Raw genomic sequence first — 19,060 nt, 5'->3', positions numbered from 1 at the left:
ACTATTTACCCCCCAATACGCTGTCTATATATACACTAGGATTATAGAATGTTTCAGCAGCATCTTTTATGATTGGTTGTAAAAAGTCAGCGGATAGGCCAAATATTACTGATATGGCAACTGCAATAATAGCTACTGTTAAGATACCTTTGTACTGCAGTTTAGGATTGACTTCATAACCTTCAGATTCACCGAAGAATCCTTTTAAGAAAATACGAATAACAGAGTAAAGTACGACTAAACTAGATAGTAATATGATTATACCGCTTAAATAAAATCCTTTTTCGAAAGTAGCTTGAACGATATAGTATTTACCATAAAAACCACTTAACGGCGGAATACCAGCTAAACTTAAAGCAGCGATAAAGAAAGACCAACCTAATACAGGATAATGTTTGATTAAGCCACCATATTTGCGTAAATCGTGTGTTTTGGTGATTTTATACATCACACCAATTAAGAAAAATAGTGCAGCTTTTATCAACATATCGTGTAAAGTATAATAAATTGCGCCGATCATGCCAGCCTGATTCATCATTGCTACGCCTACTAAAATGACACCAACAGCAATCATAATATTATAAATGATAATTTTTTTAGTATCAAAGTAGCTTACTGCACCCACACAACCAAAAATAATTGTAAGTAAGGCTAAGAATAGAATGGTGTACAGCGAAAAATTAGAGGAATCGCCAAAGAAAAGGCTTGCTGTTCTAGCTATTGCGTAAACCCCAACTTTTGTTAATAATGCACCAAAGAAAGCGATAATTGCTATAGGTGGCGCATAATAAGCTCCTGGTAGCCAGATATACATTGGAAACACACCAGCTTTTGTAGCAAAAACAAAGATGAACATAATAAATATAATACTGATAATTCCTTTGTCTTGTGTTGATAGTTGGCTTAATTTTTCACTGATATCTGCTAAATTCAATGTACCGACGACAGAATAAAGCATTGCAACGGCTATAACAAAGAAAGCAGAAGATGTCACATTCACAAGCACATATTTTATCGTTTCACTCAATTGAACTTGTGTGCCACCAATAACTAATAAAATATAAGATGCCATTAAAAATACTTCAAAGAATACGAAAAGGTTGAAAATATCACCAGTTATAAATGAGCCTATAACACCTGTGAGCATAAACATTATGGCAAAATAATAATAATATGTTTCACGTTCGATACCTACTGATTGATATGAATATAAGATAATCAACATTGTTACAATTAAACTTGTAATCACAAGTAAGATACTAAAAATATCTGTAACAAAAATAATACTATAAGGTGCATCCCATGAACCAAGCTCGAGTTTTATAGGTCCATCTCTGAGAACATTCTTTAGATTTATAAAAGCAAAAATTAATGTAACTGCAGTACCTGTTAGTGCAACGTAGCGTTTAATTTTAGGGCGTTTACCAATAAAAATTAATGCAATAATTGTTAACATTGGTATGACAAGTAATGAAATAATAAGATTACTCTCTATCATTATCTAGCACCCCTTTCATGCTTTCTACGTTGTCTGTACCTAGTTCTTTATAGCTTCTAAAAGCCAATACTAAGAAAAAGGCTGTTACTGAAAATGAAATTACAATTGCTGTTAATATGAGTGCTTGTGGAATTGGATCCACATATGAAGTAAACCCTTTTTCATAAATAGGGACTTCACCTTTTTTAAGACCACCCATCGTTATTAAAAATAAATTAGCTGTATGTGTTTGTAATGTAGTCCCAATAATGATGCGTATCAAACTTTTAGAAAGAATGAGATAGACGCTCATTGCAGTGAGAATACCACAAACAAAAATCATCACTATTTCCATTACTCATTCTCTCCAATCGCTAATATTATAGTCATTATTGTGCCAACAACCGCACATAAAACACCTAAATCAAAAAATGTGGCAGTGTGCATTTCTATAGGTTTTAAAATACCTAATGGAATTTCAAAAGGTGTATGCGTAAAGAAGTTTTTATTGTATAGCCAACTCGCCATCGGTGTAGCTAAACAAAAGAACAACCCGATACCAATGAGTTTTTTGAAGTCCCATGGGTATATTTTACGCATCGTTTTAATATCATAAGCAACAGCTACAATCACAAGTGAACTTGATAGTAGTAAGCCACCGACGAAACCGCCACCAGGTGTATAATGTCCTGTTAGAAATAGGTGTAAACCAAACATAACGATTAAGAAGAAAATCACAATGGCAGAGTATTGGAATATTAAATTATTTTTCTGTCTTTTCAATGTGAGTTCCTCCTTCATCATTTGGTTTATTTTTATAACGAAGTTTAATCATTGTGTAAACACCTAATCCAGCAATACCTAATACTGAAGATTCGAATAAAGTATCCGTACCACGGAAATCAACTAGGATAACGTTGACCATGTTTGTACCATGAGCTAAATCATATACATGCGCTTTATAAAATTCTCCAATTGAGCCAAAGTGTCTATTTCCGTATGTGATTAAACCTAATACTGTTACAACAGTACCAGCACCGATGGCAATCAAAATATTCAGCCACTTATATGAAGTGGACTCGTTATGTCGATTTAGATTTGGTAAGTGATAGAAACATAATAAGAACAATGCAGTAGAAATAGATTCTACAACAAATTGCGTCAGCGCTAAGTCTGGCGCACCAAAGAAAATAAAGAAGATTGCTACTGCATAACCTACTGCACTTGCCATGATAATACTGAATAGTCGAGAGCGAGCAAAAATAATCATTGAAGCTGCCGTAATAATAATGACTACGATGATCAATTCGAATGGTCTGATTTCACTAACATCTTTAAAGTTAACACTGAATGGTGTTACTAATAACGTCACAAGTGTAATTACGATTAAAGACGCAAAAATGATTAATAAGTTATTACGTGTAAATCCAGTAACATAAGTGTTGGTAAATTGACTAGAATAGCCTGGGAATACCGTTCCAACTTTATCATACCAATAATTGATTGTTAGTTTTGTAGGTTGTGCTTTTAATAAACTAATCCAATAACCAAAGCTAAATATTAACAATATACCAGCTACATAAATGCCCAATGTGGAGAAAAAGGCTGGTGTAAATCCATGGAACATATGAAACTCAGCTGTTGCATTTGTATTATTACTGATTGCGTTGACAGCTGGTTCAATAATCGTACCTGTCAATATTGAAGGGAAGAACCCAAAAACAATGACGAGTAGTGCTAAAATACCTGGAGAGATTAGCATTAATTTTGAAACTTCATGAGCTGATTTTGGTAAATTATCTGGTTTATAACTACCTAAGAATATTTGACCAATAAATCTAACTGCATAAACAAAAGTGAATACGCTGCCCAAAATTGCTACGATAGGTATGAGTATGCCAATACTATTTAAACTGAAGATATTAGCATGTGTAACTTCAATCATACTTTCAAGAAATTTCTCTTTAGATAAGAAACCATTAAACGGTGGAATACCCGCCATACTCAATGATGTAATTAATGTAATCGTAAAAGAAATTGGCATGATTGTTACTAAGCCACCCAATTTATTGACATCACGTGTTCCTGTACTGTGATCAACAGCACCAGTTACCATAAACAATGCACCTTTAAATGTAGCGTGATTTATAAGGTGAAACACAGCCGCTGTAAACGCAGCAACATAAATTTGACTATCTGCACCTTCGAAATGATAACTTACTGCCCCGATACCTAACATTGACATAATCATGCCTAATTGTGAGACAGTTGAAAAAGCTAAAATGCCTTTTAAATCTTGTTGTTTTGTGGCATTCAAAGATGCCCAGAACAGCGTGATTAAGCCGACTGCAGTAATCGTCCAAATCCAACCTTGAGAAAGTGCGAATATTGGTGTCATACGAGCAACTAAGTAAAGGCCAGCTTTAACCATCGTTGCAGAATGCAAGTAAGCACTAACGGGTGTCGGTGCTTCCATAGCATCCGGTAACCAAACGTAAAATGGAAACTGAGCTGATTTAGTCATTGCTCCAATGATTACAAAAATCATAGACAATATAAAGTAAGGGCTTGTCTGAATTTCAGACGCATGATTGATGAGCGTTTGAATACTGGTAGAATTACCTGCAAGTGATAGTAAAATAAGGCCACCTAGCAGAGAAAGACCGCCCAAAACAGTTATGAGCATTGATTTTTGTGCACCATAAATAGATGCTTGTTTTGTTCTCCAAAATGAAATGAGTAGAAAACTTGAAAATGAAGTTAGCTCCCAAAACAGATATAAGATAATGATATTATCTGATAATACGACCCCTAACATGGCACCCATAAAAAGCAAAAGGTAACAATAAAAATGACCCAATTGCTCTTGTCGACTTAAATAACTAATGGAATATAATACAACCAAGCTTCCGATACCAGTTATTAATAAACTGAATAATAAGCCTAAGCCGTCAACGTATAAATCGAAATTCATGCCAAAGTGAGGCATCCAATTTGCTTTATGTACTACGTTTTCACCTGACATTGTTGTCGAAATGATTGATATAAAATATATAAATAAGACGACGGGGATAGGTAACACAAACCATCCTAAATGTATCCGCTTTTGTACGCGATATACAATTGGAATAATGAGTGCAAATATTAACGGTAATAACACCGCTATATGTATCAAACTCATTATTTTATCCTCCTTTTAAAAATAGTATAAGGTCATTATACATGAATAAGACTATTCTGAAAAACCACGCTAACCCTTGTGGAGCTTTAATTTTAAGTTTGTTTTAAATAAGAAGAAACACGGTATTTTTATTCAAAATTTTGTTTGTATTGAATTGAATAATCTTTTTTTAATTGTGCTAAATTAGCAAGTGAGTATTGAGCGAATTCGGTATTTTCTTCTTTTAATTTGTTTTCTAAATTCGTAATGGCAAATTGTAAAGATTGTATATAATCCAGTTCTTCTACATTAAAAGGTCTAAGTTTGGATTTTGAAGTATAGCGCTTTTCAAATTGACTTAAAGCTTTGCGTTCGTGAAAAAAGACATTGTTCGTTTCGTTTGGGTGATGTAAGTCTCCTTGTTTTGGATGTTTAATGACCTGTTCAATTTGAACAAGTACTTGATTGTCATCTTCTTCTATAATAGATACACCATAACTTCCAGTTTTATGTGCAAAACGATATAACATAATTCAATACACTCCTCATTTTATGTTAGAATACATATATCATCTTAACATGAAATGGAGAATAAAAATGTCGAACTATCCTCAGTTAAATTCAGAAGTAAACGAAAATGAAATAAAAATGGTTATGCATACAAATAAGGGTGATATGACTTTCAAATTATTGCCTGATATTGCGCCTAAAACTGTAGAAAACTTTGTTACACATGCAAAAAATGGCTATTATGATGGCATTTCTTTTCATCGAGTAATCAATGACTTCATGGTACAAGGAGGCGACCCAACAGCAACTGGTATGGGCGGTGAAAGTATTTATGGAGGTCCGTTTGAAGATGAGTTTTCACTAGAAGCATTCAACTTATATGGTGCTTTATCGATGGCAAATTCTGGACCGAATACGAACGGTTCACAATTCTTTATTGTTCAAATGAAAGAAGTACCAGAATCTATGCTTAGCCAACTCGTAGATGGTGGTTGGCCAGAACCGATTGTGAAAGCTTATGGTGAAAAGGGTGGTACACCTTGGTTAGATCAAAAGCATACTGTTTTTGGTCAATTATTAGAAGGTGAATCTACATTAGAAGATATTGCGGCTACTAAGGTAGGACCACAGGATAAACCTTTACATGATATCACGATTGATTCAATAGATATTATTGAAAAATAAGGTAAAATAAAGTTTGAAAGATGGTAAACTCTAGTAAGCATTTAACCATTTTTAAATTGTTTTTAAATACCTGTTATATTAAAAATAAAAAATGTTTAAGAGGTTGAGACAAATTCATTGTTTCAGCCTCTTATTTTATTTTGACAATTTTAGTTATCTCCATTGGAGCGTGATGGTGTAATATATTCAATTAAATACCATTATAAGTAAAAACCTAAGAATTTTTATTTTGAAAGCATTGATTCAAGTATCAGTTCTTGGGAATGGTTTAAAAGCCTTTGTATAATGAGATATAAGAGAAATTCAATCCGTGGTTGTGTAGCTTGATTTTTGATAAATCGTGAAATTTTTCTAGGTAATATTAGTACCATTGAATGATTTATGCTATTATGAACATGTTAAGTAAAACGAATTAAGGGGTTATCACGTTGAATAATCACTATAAAGTAGGTCAACATATCAAAGTTCGTGTGACTGGAATTCAACCGTATGGCGCTTTTGTAGAAACCCCTGACAATACTGAAGGATTAATCCATATTTCTGAAATTATGGATGATTACGTCCATAATTTAAAAAAGTTTTTATCAGAAGGACAAATTGTAAAAGCGAAAGTCATTTCAATTGATAAAGAAGGAAAGTTAAATCTTTCTTTAAAAGATAACGACTATTTTAAAAATTATGAACGTAAAAAAGAAAAGCAATCAGTATTAGATGAAATTAAAGAAACCGAAAAATATGGGTTTCAAACAATTAAAGAACGCTTACCGGTTTGGATTAAACAGTCCAAAAACGCGATAAAAGATGAACAGTCATCTTTTAAAAAACACTAACATCTTATTTTAAGATGTTAGTGTTTTTTATTTATAAGCTAAAATTTATTGGAAGAGTAGCAATATAAAATTATATGCGTGAGCATATAATTTTATATTTAAAACTAAGGAAGTTAGAATTAAAAACACTTAAAGTGATTATGTAATGACATTTAAGTAATTTGTATTTTAGGAGGATTTAATTTAATGGATAAAAAATTTCAACCGTTATTTGAAAAATTAAAATTACCAAATCAAGTTGTTTTAGACAATCGATTTGTACTAGCACCTTTAACACATGTTTCATCTAATGACGATGGCGCAATTTCTAATGAAGAGGTTGTGTATATGGAACAGCGTTCAAAAGATGTTGGTTTAGCAATTTCAGCTGCAAGCAATGTAACAGATTTAGGTAAGGCTTTTCCTGGACAACCTTCAGTAGCACATGACTCTAATATAGAAGGTCTAAAACGTTTGGCAAAAGCTATGAAAAAAAATGGTGCAAAAGCGGTTGTTCAAATACATCATGGTGGCGCGCAATCTTTACCTAATTTAACACCTAATGGTGATGTTGCGGCGCCAAGCCCGATATCATTAAAGAGTTTTGGTGAACAAGAAGCACATGATGCACGTGAAATTACAAAAGAGGAAATTGAATCAACAATAAAAGCTTTCGGTGAAGCAACTAGAAGAGTCATTGAAGCTGGATTCGATGGTGTTGAAATTCACGGTGCAAACCATTACTTAATCCATCAATTTGTATCTCCATATTATAATCGTCGTAATGATGAGTGGGGACAAGACCGTTATAAATTTGCTACAAGCGTGGTAGATGAAGTGACAAATACTGTTAAGCAATACGGAAGTAAAGATTTTATCGTTGGCTATAGATTTTCTCCTGAAGAAGCTGAATCTCCAGGTATAAGCATGGAAATTACTAAAGAGTTGATTGAATTATTAGTAGAAAAACCTTTAGATTATTTACATGTATCGTTAATGGATATTCACTCACAAACGCGTGAAGGTCAATACAAAGGCAAAGAGCGTATTAAACTTATTTTAGAGTGGATGAATGGACGTATGCCACTCATAGGTATAGGATCTATTTTCACAGCTGAACAAGCTATTGAAGCAATTGAGTCAACTGGTGTAGAACTGGTCGCACTAGGACGTGAAATCTTGTTAGATCATAATTTTGTAAGTAAAATTAAAGATGGCAAAGAAGATGAAATTCTATCTCAATTTGATCCGCAAAGAGCAGATAAACATCACTTGCCACCAAAATTATGGGAACAATTTAATAAAGGTTTTTATCCATTACCTAGAACTGATAATAAATAAAAGTTTTGAATGCGTAAATACTAACTTTATTAATCCTATCTAACTGCCAAAGTGAGGCACAAGTTATAAATATTTTACTAGCAAAAAAACGTCAATTTCTATTGAAAAAATTATAGAAATTGACGTTTTTTGTTTGTATAAAATTTTAAATTATAAACACTAGAATCAGCATAAATCTTGTAATCTGGATTTAAATCAAGAAGAATTTTTAAATTTATAAAAATTGGCTTGTGTAAACGGTCGAGAATGTGTCATTATATTAATGTAAAGGCTTACATTTTGACGGTTATATTCTAAATTTAACGTTTAAAAGTTGTAATGTAAGTTCTGAATCGATGATTTTATAGTATTTTCGGAAAATAGTTTTCGTAAGTGAATAAATACGTTATGCTATGAATGAGTAATGCCAATAAATTATTATATAATTCATGCAAAGGGGAGATATTATGTCAAGATCTGAAGAAATCATTGAATTAACAAATCATTACGGTGCCCACAACTATGTGCCACTTCCAATTGTAATTTCAGAGGCTGAAGGTGTATGGGTTAAAGATCCTGAAGGAAATAAATATATGGATATGCTATCTGCTTATTCTGCAGTAAACCAAGGTCACAGACATCCTAAAATCATTCAGGCTTTAAAAGATCAAGCTGACAAAGTGACTTTAGTATCACGTGCGTTTCATAGTGATAACTTAGGGGCATGGTATGAAAAAATATGCAAGTTAGCCGGTAAAGATAAAGCCTTACCTATGAATACAGGTGCTGAAGCGGTTGAAACAGCACTAAAAGCAGCACGTCGTTGGGCTTATGATGTGAAAGATATTGCACCTGATAAAGCTGAAATTATTGCGTTCAATGGTAACTTCCATGGCCGAACAATGGCGCCAGTATCATTGTCATCTGAACCAGAATACCAACGAGGATACGGCCCATTATTAGATGGTTTCCGTAAAGTTGATTTTGGTAACATAGAAGCTGTTAAAGAAGCAATTAATGAAAATACTGCTGCTATTTTAATCGAACCTATTCAAGGAGAAGCAGGTATCAATGTTCCACCAGAAGGTTATTTAAAAGAAATTAGAGAATTATGTGATGAGCATAATGTATTATTTATTGCTGATGAAATTCAAGCTGGACTAGGGCGTTCAGGAAAATTATTTGCCACAGATTGGGATAATGTAAAACCAGATGTCTATATTTTAGGTAAAGCATTAGGTGGAGGTGTATTCCCAATTTCTGTTGTATTAGCTGACGAAGAAGTGTTGGGCGTATTTACACCTGGTTCTCACGGGTCAACGTTTGGTGGTAATCCATTAGCGTGTGCTGTATCGATTGCAGCGTTGGATGTATTAGTTGATGAAGATTTAGCAGGGCGTTCATTAGAGCTAGGTGAGTACTTTAAATCAGAATTAGAAAAAATAAATCACCCAGCGATTAAAGAAGTGCGTGGTCGTGGATTATTTATTGGTATAGAGCTAAATGAAAATGCTAGACCTTATTGTGAAAAGTTAAAAGAAGAAGGATTATTATGTAAAGAAACACATGATACAGTAATTAGATTTGCACCACCTCTTATTATTTCCAAAGAAGAACTGGACTTTGCATTGGATAAAGTAAGAAATGTTTTTAAATAAAAATGTTCTGTAACTTAAGTTTTGAAAACCCTTTAAAAAGCAAAATCTTATGTTACAATTATCGTGAAAGCGAAATCATTAGTAACGAAAAAGAGGCGAAATGAATCATGACTGAGAATAATAATTTAGTTACTTCTACGCAACAAATTATTAAAGAAGCATTGCATAAATTGGGATTTGATGATGGGATGTATGATTTAGTAAAGGAACCATTAAGATTCCTTGAAGTCCGCATTCCTGTACGTATGGATGATGGTACGGTTCAAACATTTAAAGGTTATCGTGCTCAACATAATGATGCAGTTGGACCAACAAAAGGTGGGGTGCGTTTCCATCCAGACGTTGATGTCGAAGAAGTTAAAGCATTATCTATGTGGATGACATTAAAATGTGGTATCGTCGACTTGCCATATGGCGGCGGTAAAGGTGGTATCATCTGTGATCCTAGACAAATGAGTATACATGAAGTTGAACGTTTATCTCGTGGTTATGTACGTGCGATATCTCAATTTGTTGGACCTACAAAAGATATCCCAGCACCAGACGTATTTACTAACTCACAAATCATGGCTTGGATGATGGACGAGTATAGTTCATTAGATAAATTTAATTCACCAGGGTTTATTACTGGTAAACCGATTGTATTAGGTGGATCACAAGGTAGAGACCGTTCTACTGCACTGGGAGTAGTTATTGCCATAGAACAAGCTGCTAAAAGAAGAGGTCTAGATTTGAAAGGTGCACGTATCGTTATTCAAGGATTTGGTAACGCAGGTAGTTTCTTATCTAAATTCCTTTATGATATGGGAGCAAAAATTGTGGGTATTTCAGATGCTTACGGTGCTTTACATGACCCAGACGGTCTTGACATTGATTATCTTTTAGATAGAAGAGATAGCTTTGGTACTGTAACAAATTTATTTGAAGAAACAATTTCTAATAAAGAATTGTTTGAACTTGATTGTGATATTCTTGTACCTGCAGCGATTGCTAATCAAATCACAGAAGACAATGCAAATGAAATTAAAGCTGATATTGTGGTTGAAGCGGCTAATGGCCCAACAACACCAGCTGGTACACGTATTTTAACTGAACGTGGTAAATTGCTCGTACCTGATGTATTAGCAAGTGCAGGTGGCGTAACAGTTTCTTACTTCGAATGGGTACAAAATAATCAAGGTTATTATTGGACAGAAGAAGAAGTAAATACAAAATTACGTGAAAAACTTATCACAGCTTTCGATACAATTTATGAGTTATCCCAAAATAGAAAAATTGATATGCGCTTAGCAGCTTATATTGTAGGTATTAAACGTACTGCTGAAGCTGCACGTTATCGTGGTTGGGCTTAATTAAATATTTAACTTTTAGAAAAAGAAGAAGTTCTTGAACCCAAGAACTTCTTCTTTTTTGTTATTTGTTTTTTTGTTCATTATCTAGAACGACTTGTTTATATAAATCAGGATAATTTGTAAAAACGCCGTCAACGCCATATCGATTTAAGCGGTGCATATCGGTTTCATTATTAACGGTGAAAGGATGTACCAGCAGACCAGCTCTTTTAAGGTTTTTAACATTTTGTTTAGTTAAGTCTGTATATTCAGGGCCGACACCGATTGCGTATTGACGCATTTGATTAAAATCTTGTTGAGTTAACGCGGGTAACTCACCTTTATCTAATAACCTTATCAATGGGACATTGCTATTTAAACGATGCAATTTACTTAAGCTTTCAGGTGAAAATGATTGTAATAAGACATGCCCTTGATTTAATGATTGCTCATTAAGCATATTGTGATTGTTTAGTGTTTTTAATACTGCTTCTTCCATCCCTGGATACACATCTGGTGATTTAGTTTCAATATAATAATTTGCATTCGGGCCATATCGTTCTAATATTTCATCTAATGTAGGAATTTCAGCACCTACATAATTTGAATTAGCATACTGAGGGTTTGTGGCATTAAATTTACTACCAGCATCTAATTGCTTTAATTCTTTTAGTGTATATGAATCAACTCTACCTGTACCGTTTGTAGTTCTATCAACTGTTTCATCATGCATGGCAACTAGATGACCATCTTTAGTCATCTGAAGATCGATTTCGATATATGATGCTCCCATTGCATTGTGACTTTTATCATATGAATAAAAAGTATGTTCTGGTGCATAACCACTGGCACCTCTATGAGCAATCGTTGCATATTTTTCACCTGTTAGATTTTGAGCTCTGTTTGGGTTGTGTGAGTTGTTACCTTGTTGCTTTGAGGGTGTGGCAGATGATTGTGTATTGATATTGTGGTTATTTTCACTTGCAGTTGCTATAGAAGTCGTTCCAATCAAAGCTAGAGATAACGTTGCTAGACTCGTTGATAATGCTTTTTTTAAATTTTGCAAGAATGGGTCACTCCTCGATATGTATTTACATATCAACCCTACAAAATAAACGTTTGTTTGAGAATGACATTTACACGATTAAAATTTAAGATTTAAAAAGTTAATATTGTTATAACAATATATTAAACTAATTAAAATTTTTTCTGGCATATATAGGATGTATTAGTTTAATCACGTTAACTTCATATGCCTATATATAAGTTCAAACCAACAAAAAGTGTCAATTTCATTTGAAACGGACGCTTTGGCGTAGTCAAAGCTGCTGTGCCGGTGACTTAATACATTTATTTGGTTTTAAAATTTTCAATTGCTAATTTAATTTCGTCTCTAACACGTTGAAATTCTGTCCAAGTTTTTCCAGCTGGATCATCAAAACCCCAATGTTCTTTTTTTACATTCGGTGGTAAAATTGGACAATTTTTATCTGCATCGCTACATAGTGTTACGATTAAATTTGCTTGCTTTAAAATATCATTATCAATCAAGTCTGACGTATGATTTGATATATCAATACCTACTTCATTCATAGCATCTATCGCTTTAGGGTTAACACCATGTGTCTCAATACCAGCAGAATAGACATGCCATGTTTCACCTAATATATGCTTTCCCCAACCCTCAGCCATTTGGCTACGACAAGAGTTACCAGTACATATAAAATAAATTATTTTCTTCTTCATAATTAAGACCTCTTTTCTTAAAAAATAACGAGCGTGAAATATAAACCTAACAAGGTAACAAATAGTACTGGAATGGTAATGACGATGCCTGTTTTGAAATAGGTACCCCAAGCAATTTTTACACCTTTTTGTGTTAAAACATGAAGCCACAATAATGTAGCTAAAGAACCAATAGGCGTGATTTTAGGGCCCAAGTCAGAGCCAATGACATTCGCATAAACCATACCTTCTTTCAAAGTGCCAACGACATTGGATTGGCCAATAGCAATTGCATCTATTAAAACGGTAGGCATATTATTCATGATTGATGATAAAAAGGCCGATATAAAGCCCATTCCGATAACACTACTGAATAGTCCATAACTTGAAATACTGGATAATACGTTGGCTAAAATTGTGGTAATACCCACGTTTTTTAACCCAAATACGACGAGGTACATACCAATGGAAAATAACACTATATTCCATGGAGCACCTTTAATTACTTGCTTAGTATGAACTGCATTAGATTTACGAGCTAAGCATACAAAGACAAAAGCAATCATACCTGCAATGATTGATACAGGTATTTGGATAAATTCACTTACAAGATAGCCTACGAGCAGTACGGCTAATACAATCCATGAAATCTTAAATAATTTAGGATCTTTAATAGCATCTTTAGGTACTGAAATGTTTTCAGTATCAAATGTATGTGGTATAGATTTTCTAAAATAAAGCCACAATACGAGAATACTAGCTAGTAAAGAAAATACATTAGGGATTATCATACGACTAAAATACGCAATGAATCCTATATCAAAATAATCTGCAGAAACGATATTTACTAAGTTACTTACAATCAGGGGCAATGATGTCGCATCAGCGATAAATCCACTGGCAATAATAAAAGGGAAGATGACTTTTTTATTAAATCCTAAATTTCTCACCATGGCTAATACGATAGGCGTTAAGATTAAAGCAGCACCATCATTTGCGAAAAATGCTGCTACAACTGCCCCTAATAGCATGATGAAAACAAACATTTTTAACCCGTTACCATTCGATGATTTAACCATATGTAGTGCAGACCATTCAAAGAAACCAATTTCATCTAATATTAATGAAATAAGAATAACAGCAACAAAAGTTAACGTGGCATTCCAAACGATGCCTGTTACTTCTAATACATCGGAAAAGCTAACTACACCTGTAATTATAGCTACGATAGCCCCAGCTAAAGCAGTAATACCAATATCTAATCCCTTAGGTTGCCATATGACAAAAATTAATGTTAAAAGAAAAATTAATATAGCTAAAATGGTCATTGATTAACATTCACCTGATTTCATATTATGACATGCGCAATGTTGGTTCGATGTGTGAATTATATTGAGACTTTGATTGATTTCATCTAAAATAACATGATTAAGCTGGTACAAACGCTTATTTCCATTTTTACGTGTATGCACTAACTCATAATCCACTAATGTTTTCATGTGATGGCTTAGCGTGGGTTGCGAGAATTGAAAGTGCTCCAACAAATCGCATGCACATCGTTCACCACAAGAAAGTAAATCTAATATTTCTAATCTGTTTGAATCTGATAAAACTTTAAGCAATGCTGAAAGTTTTTTATAAGACATATTGATACATCCTAAGCATTAAATAGACTAACATCTATATAGAAAAGTGTCTATATAGATTTGAGACATATAAATAAATAGCTTTATCTATAGGATTCAAGACATGGTGAGTTGAGTACTGTTAATACATTTATACAAACATATGTTGAGGGAGCTAAGTAAAATGTGAAATGGATTAAAACGTTGGACTATGAATGGAAGAAAAAACCGGAAGTTAAGTAATGGTTTAACTTCCAGTTTTTAAAGGTTTATTAATTTGTATTTAGATGTTGCTTGATAACTGATAATTGATGTTCTACCGCTGATTGTCCAGTTGAGCCATAACTAATTCTACGACTAACGCAATTTTCTGGCTTTAAATAATCATAAATATCTGAATCAATACGTTTATGCGCTTTCTGATATTCTTCCAACGGCACATCTAATAAATAGACATTATGTTGAATTGACCACAGTACGATTTTTCCTACAATCTCATGTGCTGATCTAAACGGAACACCTTTATTGACAAGGTAATCAGCCAATTCAGTAGCGTTTGAAAAATCATTGTAAACAGTTTGTTGTAGATGATTGACATTCACAGTCATTGTATCTATCATGCCAGCAAAAATTCGTAAGGAGCCCTTAATCGTATGCACCGCATCAAATAGCCCTTCTTTATCTTCTTGCATATCTTTGTTATAGGCAAGTGGTAAACCTTTGAGCGTCATCAAAATGCTCATTAGGTTTCCTGTCGTACGTCCTACTTTGCCTCTTATTAACTCTGCCATGTCAGGATTTTTCTTTTGAGGCATAATTGAGGAACCTGTTGAGAATGCATCCGATAAAGTTACAAAATTGGCTTCTGCTGATGACCAAAAGATAATCTCTTCAGCAAAACGTGATAAATGTATCATTGTTAATGATATATTGTGCAATGTTTCTACTATATAGTCTCTATCACTTACAGCATCTATACTATTTTCATAAACAGAGCCGAAATTCAATAAAGATTGCGTTTCATGACGATCGATTGGATAAGTCGTCCCACTTAGAGCAGCAGCACCAAGTGGTGAAATATCGATTCGCTTCAAACTATCTTGAAAACGCGATTTATCTCTATCTAACATCCAGTAATAAGTCAGTATATGGTGTGCAAATGAAATAGGTTGAGCTCTTTGCAAATGTGTATAACCAGGCATAATTGTATTGACATGTTGTTCTGCGATATTGACAATTGTTTGTTGCAACTCATTGACGAGCTCAATAATTTGAGTAACTTCTTCTTTAGTATATAGGTGCATATCAGTAGCAACTTGGTCATTTCTGCTACGTCCTGTGTGCAACCTACCACCTGCATCACCGATACGTTTAATCAATTCATGCTCAATGTTTAGATGAATATCTTCTAAAGAAACATCGAATGATAAATTACCTTGTTCATAATCATTTAAAATCGTTGTTAAACCATTGATTATTTGCTGACAGTCTTCATCGGTTATGATATCTTGTTTAGCTAGCATTTTAGCGTGAGCAATACTTCCTTGCACATCATATTGGATGAGCGTTTTATCAAAGTGAATGGAGGCATTAAATTCATCGACCCAGTCTTCGGGTTGCTCACTAAATCTTCCGCCCCAAGCTTTATTACTCATCTGAATATCCGCCGTGTAACATAGAATTAACTTTTGTAGGTAAACCAAAGATATCAATAAAACCGACTGCAGATTCTTGATTAAATGCATCTTCTTTTGTATAAGTCGCTAATTTTTCATTATATAGTGTATGTGGCGATTTTCTACCATTTACAACGGCATTACCTTTAAATAATTTAAGACGTACGTCACCAGAAACGAATTTTTGTGTACTATCTACAAACGCTTTTAGGCTATCAGTTAGTGGAGAAAACCAAAGTCCATTGTACGTTTGTTCCGAAAATTGTTTTTCAATAACAGGTTTAAAATGAGCGACATCTTTAGTTAAAGTGATCGTTTCGAGTGCTTTATGCGCTTTGATTATAACCTCTGCTGCAGGTGTTTCGTAAACTTCTCTAGACTTAATACCGACGAGTCTATTTTCTACATGATCAATTCTTCCAATACCATGTTTACCCGCTAATTTGTTTAAATCCAAAATTAATTGGCTTAATTTATAGGATTTACCGTTTAAAGCGGTAGGTAAGCCTTGTTCGAATGTAAGTACGACTTCATCTGCTTCGTCAGGTGTATCTTCAATTTCATTCGTTAAGTCAAATGCATCTTTTGGTGGTGCTGCATATGGATCTTCTAAAATGCCACATTCATTACTTCTTCCCCATAAATTTTGGTCAATAGAATATGGTGAATCATGTTGGATAGGTACTGGAATATTATGTTTGATTGCATAGTCAATTTCTTCTTCGCGGCTCCAAGCCCACTCCCTTACTGGAGCAAATACTTTTAACTCTGGATCCAATGCTTTTATGGCCACTTCAAAACGAACTTGGTCATTACCTTTGCCGGTACAACCATGTGCAATACCTACTGCATTTGTCTTGTTAGCAATTTCAACTAATTTTTTTGAAATTAAAGGTCTTGATAATGCAGATACAAGGGGATATGTGCCTTCATACATTAAATTGCCTTTGATTGCATATGAAACAAAATCTTCACTAAATTCTTCTGTGGCATCAATAATATGACATTCAACTGCACCCATATCTAAAGCTTTTTGATGCACTAAATCTAAATCTTTACCTTCGCCGACGTCCAGACAACAAGCTACGATATCATAGCCTTTATCTATCAACCATTTCACTGCAACACTTGTATCTAAACCGCCCGAATATGCTAAAACTATTTTTTCCTTCATACCGTTACACCTCAATTGAATTTTTTAATATGTTGTTTATAAATTTGATATTAGTAAGTATAGCAGAAGGATGGTGAAAATAAAACCATTTTTATACATAAATATGCATTTTGTAGAAATTTCTTACAATTCAACCGTCTGTTTGTATATTGAAATTTAGGTGTTTTGGAGTTATATGCGTTTTATGAAGATGTATATATCAGTGAATATATGATTGGATGTTCTGTCTGTTGTATAAGAAATGAATAAGCTAAAATAATTATAAAAAATTTTGTTTTGTAGGCTAGTTGTTTGAATAGTCAAAATAAACTTAGTAAAATATGTATGAAATCAAAAACATTGGAGGCAATTTAGATGACTCATATTCAATTAGATTATGGTAAAACTTTAGAATTTTTCGGCGAACATGAATTAAAACAACAAAAAGATATTGTTAAATCAATTCATCATACAATTCATGAAGGAACAGGTGCTGGTAGTGATTTCTTAGGTTGGATTGATTTACCTGTTAATTATGATAAAGAAGAATTTTCACGTATATTAGAAGCTTCTAAACGTGTCAAAAATAATTCAGATGTATTTGTTGTAATTGGTATTGGTGGTTCATATTTAGGTGCACGTGCTGCAATTGAAATGTTGACACCGGCATTTAGAAATAGTAATGAATATCCTGAAATTGTCTTTGTAGGTAATCATTTATCTTCGACATATACACAAGAGTTAATTAGTTATTTAGATGGTAAAGATTTTTCAGTAAATGTTATTTCTAAATCTGGTACTACAACAGAACCAGCAGTTTCATTTAGACTATTTAAACAAATCTTAGAAAATAAATATGGTAAAGAAGAAGCAAAACAACGTATTTTTGCTACTACTGATAAAGAAAAAGGTGCATTAAAACAATTAGCAACAAATGAAGGCTATGAAACATTTGTAGTGCCGGATGATATTGGTGGACGTTACTCAGTTTTAACTGCAGTAGGTTTATTACCAATCGCTGTCGCAGGTATTGATATTGAAGCAATGATGGGCGGGGCTGCAAAAGCGCGACAAGAGCTCTCTTCTGAAAACTTAGAAGATAATATTGCATATCAATATGCTAGTATCCGTAACATTTTATATGCTAAAGGTTATGACACTGAAATGTTAATCAATTATGAACCTTCAATGCAATATTTTAACGAGTGGTGGAAACAATTATTTGGTGAATCAGAAGGTAAAGATTACAAAGGCATCTATCCATCCAGTGCAAATTATACAACTGATTTACATTCACTTGGACAATATGTACAAGAAGGTCGTCGTTTCTTATTTGAAACTGTTGTCAAAGTAAATACACCAAAGCATAATATTACAATTGAAGAAGATAATGACAATTTAGATGGTTTAAACTATTTAGCAGGTAAAACAATTGATGAAGTGAACACTAAAGCCTTTGAAGGTACTTTATTAGCACATACTGATGGTGGCGTGCCAAATGTAGTGATCAACGTTCCACAATTAGATGAAGAAACATTTGGTTATCTCGTTTATTTCTTTGAAATGGCTTGCGCAATGAGTGGCTATCAACTTGGTGTAAATCCGTTTAACCAGCCTGGTGTAGAAGCATATAAACAAAATATGTTCGCATTATTAGGTAAACCAGGTTTTGAAGATAAAAAAGAAGCATTAGAAAAACGTCTATAATTTTATCTGTGCATTAGATTAATAAGTGACTGAGAAAATGATTTCCGCATTGAAAATGCGGAAATTTTTTTATGTGCTATTTTATAAAAAAACTTATCATTTGTGTGTAATGTCATTTACTGTTTTGGTACTTGAGACTGATATTTACACAAAAGTATACATAATTGTTTTAAAATCGCTATAATACACTTATAATAATCGTTGACTAACATTGGTAGGGATTGA

General features: G+C 33.4%; 17 protein-coding genes. 6 read left to right on the top strand and 11 right to left on the bottom strand.

Going from position 1 to position 19,060, the window contains the following annotated elements; all coding sequences use genetic code 11:
* Nucleotide 1: 1 nt before the first annotated feature.
* The 5 genes from JG554_RS09655 to kapB all read right to left on the bottom strand — a co-directional run bounded on the left by JG554_RS09655 (nt 2) and on the right by kapB (nt 5,167).
* Nucleotides 2-1,498, bottom strand: coding sequence for a Na+/H+ antiporter subunit D (locus JG554_RS09655; protein ID WP_107359975.1), 1,497 nt, complete (start codon nt 1,496-1,498; stop codon nt 2-4).
* The gene (gene mnhC1 / locus JG554_RS09650) at nt 1,485-1,832 is read right to left on the bottom strand and encodes a Na+/H+ antiporter Mnh1 subunit C (RefSeq protein WP_040030166.1); all 348 of its coding nucleotides are present in this window, start codon (nt 1,830-1,832) and stop codon (nt 1,485-1,487) included. Before mnhC1 ends, JG554_RS09655 begins: the two co-directional genes overlap by 14 nt.
* Complete coding sequence (locus JG554_RS09645) at nt 1,832-2,260, bottom strand: Na(+)/H(+) antiporter subunit B (RefSeq protein ID WP_080760407.1); 429 nt, start codon at nt 2,258-2,260, stop codon at nt 1,832-1,834. The genes mnhC1 and JG554_RS09645 overlap by 1 nt, the downstream gene beginning before the upstream one ends.
* The gene (locus JG554_RS09640; RefSeq protein WP_064209452.1) at nt 2,241-4,658 is read right to left on the bottom strand and encodes a Na+/H+ antiporter subunit A; all 2,418 of its coding nucleotides are present in this window, start codon (nt 4,656-4,658) and stop codon (nt 2,241-2,243) included. Before JG554_RS09640 ends, JG554_RS09645 begins: the two co-directional genes overlap by 20 nt.
* Nucleotides 4,659-4,786: 128 nt before the next feature.
* Nucleotides 4,787-5,167 (bottom strand): sporulation phosphorelay system protein KapB, encoded by a 381-nt coding sequence (gene kapB, locus JG554_RS09635; protein ID WP_064209451.1) that lies wholly within the window; start codon nt 5,165-5,167, stop codon nt 4,787-4,789.
* A gap of 67 nt (nt 5,168-5,234) precedes the next feature.
* Here kapB and JG554_RS09630 point away from each other — a divergent pair, with 67 nt between their 5' ends.
* The 5 genes from JG554_RS09630 to JG554_RS09610 all read left to right on the top strand — a co-directional run bounded on the left by JG554_RS09630 (nt 5,235) and on the right by JG554_RS09610 (nt 10,970).
* Nucleotides 5,235-5,831 carry a peptidylprolyl isomerase gene (locus JG554_RS09630; RefSeq protein WP_064209450.1) on the top strand — a complete coding sequence of 199 codons (597 nt, stop codon included), beginning with the start codon at nt 5,235-5,237 and terminating at the stop codon, nt 5,829-5,831.
* A gap of 428 nt (nt 5,832-6,259) precedes the next feature.
* Complete coding sequence (gene ygs, locus JG554_RS09625; protein WP_046208025.1) at nt 6,260-6,661, top strand: S1 domain-containing post-transcriptional regulator Ygs; 402 nt, start codon at nt 6,260-6,262, stop codon at nt 6,659-6,661.
* A gap of 186 nt (nt 6,662-6,847) precedes the next feature.
* Nucleotides 6,848-7,981, top strand: coding sequence for an NADH-dependent flavin oxidoreductase (locus JG554_RS09620; RefSeq protein ID WP_107359976.1), 1,134 nt, complete (start codon nt 6,848-6,850; stop codon nt 7,979-7,981).
* Nucleotides 7,982-8,427: 446 nt separating this feature from the next.
* On the top strand, nt 8,428-9,618 hold the full coding sequence (locus tag JG554_RS09615; protein WP_046208027.1) for an ornithine--oxo-acid transaminase: 1,191 nt from the start codon (nt 8,428-8,430) through the stop codon (nt 9,616-9,618).
* A 107-nt stretch (nt 9,619-9,725) separates the two neighbouring features.
* Entirely contained in the window at nt 9,726-10,970 is a 1,245-nt protein-coding gene (locus tag JG554_RS09610; RefSeq protein ID WP_019469653.1) for a Glu/Leu/Phe/Val family dehydrogenase, read from the top strand.
* A 61-nt stretch (nt 10,971-11,031) separates the two neighbouring features.
* On the opposite strand, the gene JG554_RS09605 is transcribed toward JG554_RS09610, so the two are convergent.
* The 6 genes from JG554_RS09605 to JG554_RS09580 form a co-directional block, all read right to left on the bottom strand.
* Nucleotides 11,032-12,015, bottom strand: coding sequence for a glycerophosphodiester phosphodiesterase (locus JG554_RS09605; RefSeq protein ID WP_064209448.1), 984 nt, complete (start codon nt 12,013-12,015; stop codon nt 11,032-11,034).
* A 284-nt stretch (nt 12,016-12,299) separates the two neighbouring features.
* Nucleotides 12,300-12,695: an arsenate reductase (thioredoxin) gene (arsC, locus tag JG554_RS09600; RefSeq protein WP_070039204.1), complete on the bottom strand. Its 396-nt coding sequence runs from the start codon at nt 12,693-12,695 to the stop codon at nt 12,300-12,302.
* A 17-nt stretch (nt 12,696-12,712) separates the two neighbouring features.
* Nucleotides 12,713-14,002 carry an arsenite efflux transporter membrane subunit ArsB gene (gene arsB, locus JG554_RS09595; RefSeq protein ID WP_203265275.1) on the bottom strand — a complete coding sequence of 430 codons (1,290 nt, stop codon included), beginning with the start codon at nt 14,000-14,002 and terminating at the stop codon, nt 12,713-12,715.
* Nucleotides 14,003-14,005: 3 nt separating this feature from the next.
* Nucleotides 14,006-14,320, bottom strand: coding sequence for an ArsR/SmtB family transcription factor (locus JG554_RS09590; protein WP_046208030.1), 315 nt, complete (start codon nt 14,318-14,320; stop codon nt 14,006-14,008).
* A 251-nt stretch (nt 14,321-14,571) separates the two neighbouring features.
* A complete protein-coding gene (gene argH, locus JG554_RS09585; protein WP_107359978.1) occupies nt 14,572-15,954 on the bottom strand; it encodes an argininosuccinate lyase in 1,383 nt (460 codons plus the stop codon).
* A complete protein-coding gene (locus JG554_RS09580) occupies nt 15,947-17,149 on the bottom strand; it encodes an argininosuccinate synthase (RefSeq protein WP_064209443.1) in 1,203 nt (400 codons plus the stop codon). Before JG554_RS09580 ends, argH begins: the two co-directional genes overlap by 8 nt.
* 354 nt (nt 17,150-17,503) lie before the next feature.
* Here JG554_RS09580 and JG554_RS09575 point away from each other — a divergent pair, with 354 nt between their 5' ends.
* The gene (locus JG554_RS09575; protein WP_064209442.1) at nt 17,504-18,835 is read left to right on the top strand and encodes a glucose-6-phosphate isomerase; all 1,332 of its coding nucleotides are present in this window, start codon (nt 17,504-17,506) and stop codon (nt 18,833-18,835) included.
* Nucleotides 18,836-19,060 lie beyond the last annotated feature (225 nt).

The sequence above is a fragment of the Staphylococcus sp. 11-B-312 genome, from assembly GCF_016743055.1.
Lineage (GTDB): Bacteria > Bacillota > Bacilli > Staphylococcales > Staphylococcaceae > Staphylococcus > Staphylococcus ureilyticus.
Note: the sequence above shows the minus strand (reverse complement) of the source record. Positions and strands in the feature narration are given on the sequence as shown.

What these genes read in the sequence shown, in the direction of transcription:
- JG554_RS09655 (WP_107359975.1), bottom strand. Translation starts at nt 1,498, where the DNA reads ATGATAGAGAGTAATCTTATTATTTCATTACTTGTCATACCAATGTTA.
- mnhC1 (WP_040030166.1), bottom strand. Translation starts at nt 1,832, where the DNA reads ATGGAAATAGTGATGATTTTTGTTTGTGGTATTCTCACTGCAATGAGC.
- JG554_RS09640 (WP_064209452.1), bottom strand. Translation starts at nt 4,658, where the DNA reads ATGAGTTTGATACATATAGCGGTGTTATTACCGTTAATATTTGCACTC.
- kapB (WP_064209451.1), bottom strand. Translation starts at nt 5,167, where the DNA reads ATGTTATATCGTTTTGCACATAAAACTGGAAGTTATGGTGTATCTATT.
- JG554_RS09630 (WP_064209450.1), top strand. Translation starts at nt 5,235, where the DNA reads ATGTCGAACTATCCTCAGTTAAATTCAGAAGTAAACGAAAATGAAATA.
- JG554_RS09620 (WP_107359976.1), top strand. Translation starts at nt 6,848, where the DNA reads ATGGATAAAAAATTTCAACCGTTATTTGAAAAATTAAAATTACCAAAT.
- JG554_RS09615 (WP_046208027.1), top strand. Translation starts at nt 8,428, where the DNA reads ATGTCAAGATCTGAAGAAATCATTGAATTAACAAATCATTACGGTGCC.
- JG554_RS09610 (WP_019469653.1), top strand. Translation starts at nt 9,726, where the DNA reads ATGACTGAGAATAATAATTTAGTTACTTCTACGCAACAAATTATTAAA.
- arsC (WP_070039204.1), bottom strand. Translation starts at nt 12,695, where the DNA reads ATGAAGAAGAAAATAATTTATTTTATATGTACTGGTAACTCTTGTCGT.
- arsB (WP_203265275.1), bottom strand. Translation starts at nt 14,002, where the DNA reads ATGACCATTTTAGCTATATTAATTTTTCTTTTAACATTAATTTTTGTC.
- JG554_RS09590 (WP_046208030.1), bottom strand. Translation starts at nt 14,320, where the DNA reads ATGTCTTATAAAAAACTTTCAGCATTGCTTAAAGTTTTATCAGATTCA.
- argH (WP_107359978.1), bottom strand. Translation starts at nt 15,954, where the DNA reads ATGAGTAATAAAGCTTGGGGCGGAAGATTTAGTGAGCAACCCGAAGAC.
- JG554_RS09580 (WP_064209443.1), bottom strand. Translation starts at nt 17,149, where the DNA reads ATGAAGGAAAAAATAGTTTTAGCATATTCGGGCGGTTTAGATACAAGT.
- JG554_RS09575 (WP_064209442.1), top strand. Translation starts at nt 17,504, where the DNA reads ATGACTCATATTCAATTAGATTATGGTAAAACTTTAGAATTTTTCGGC.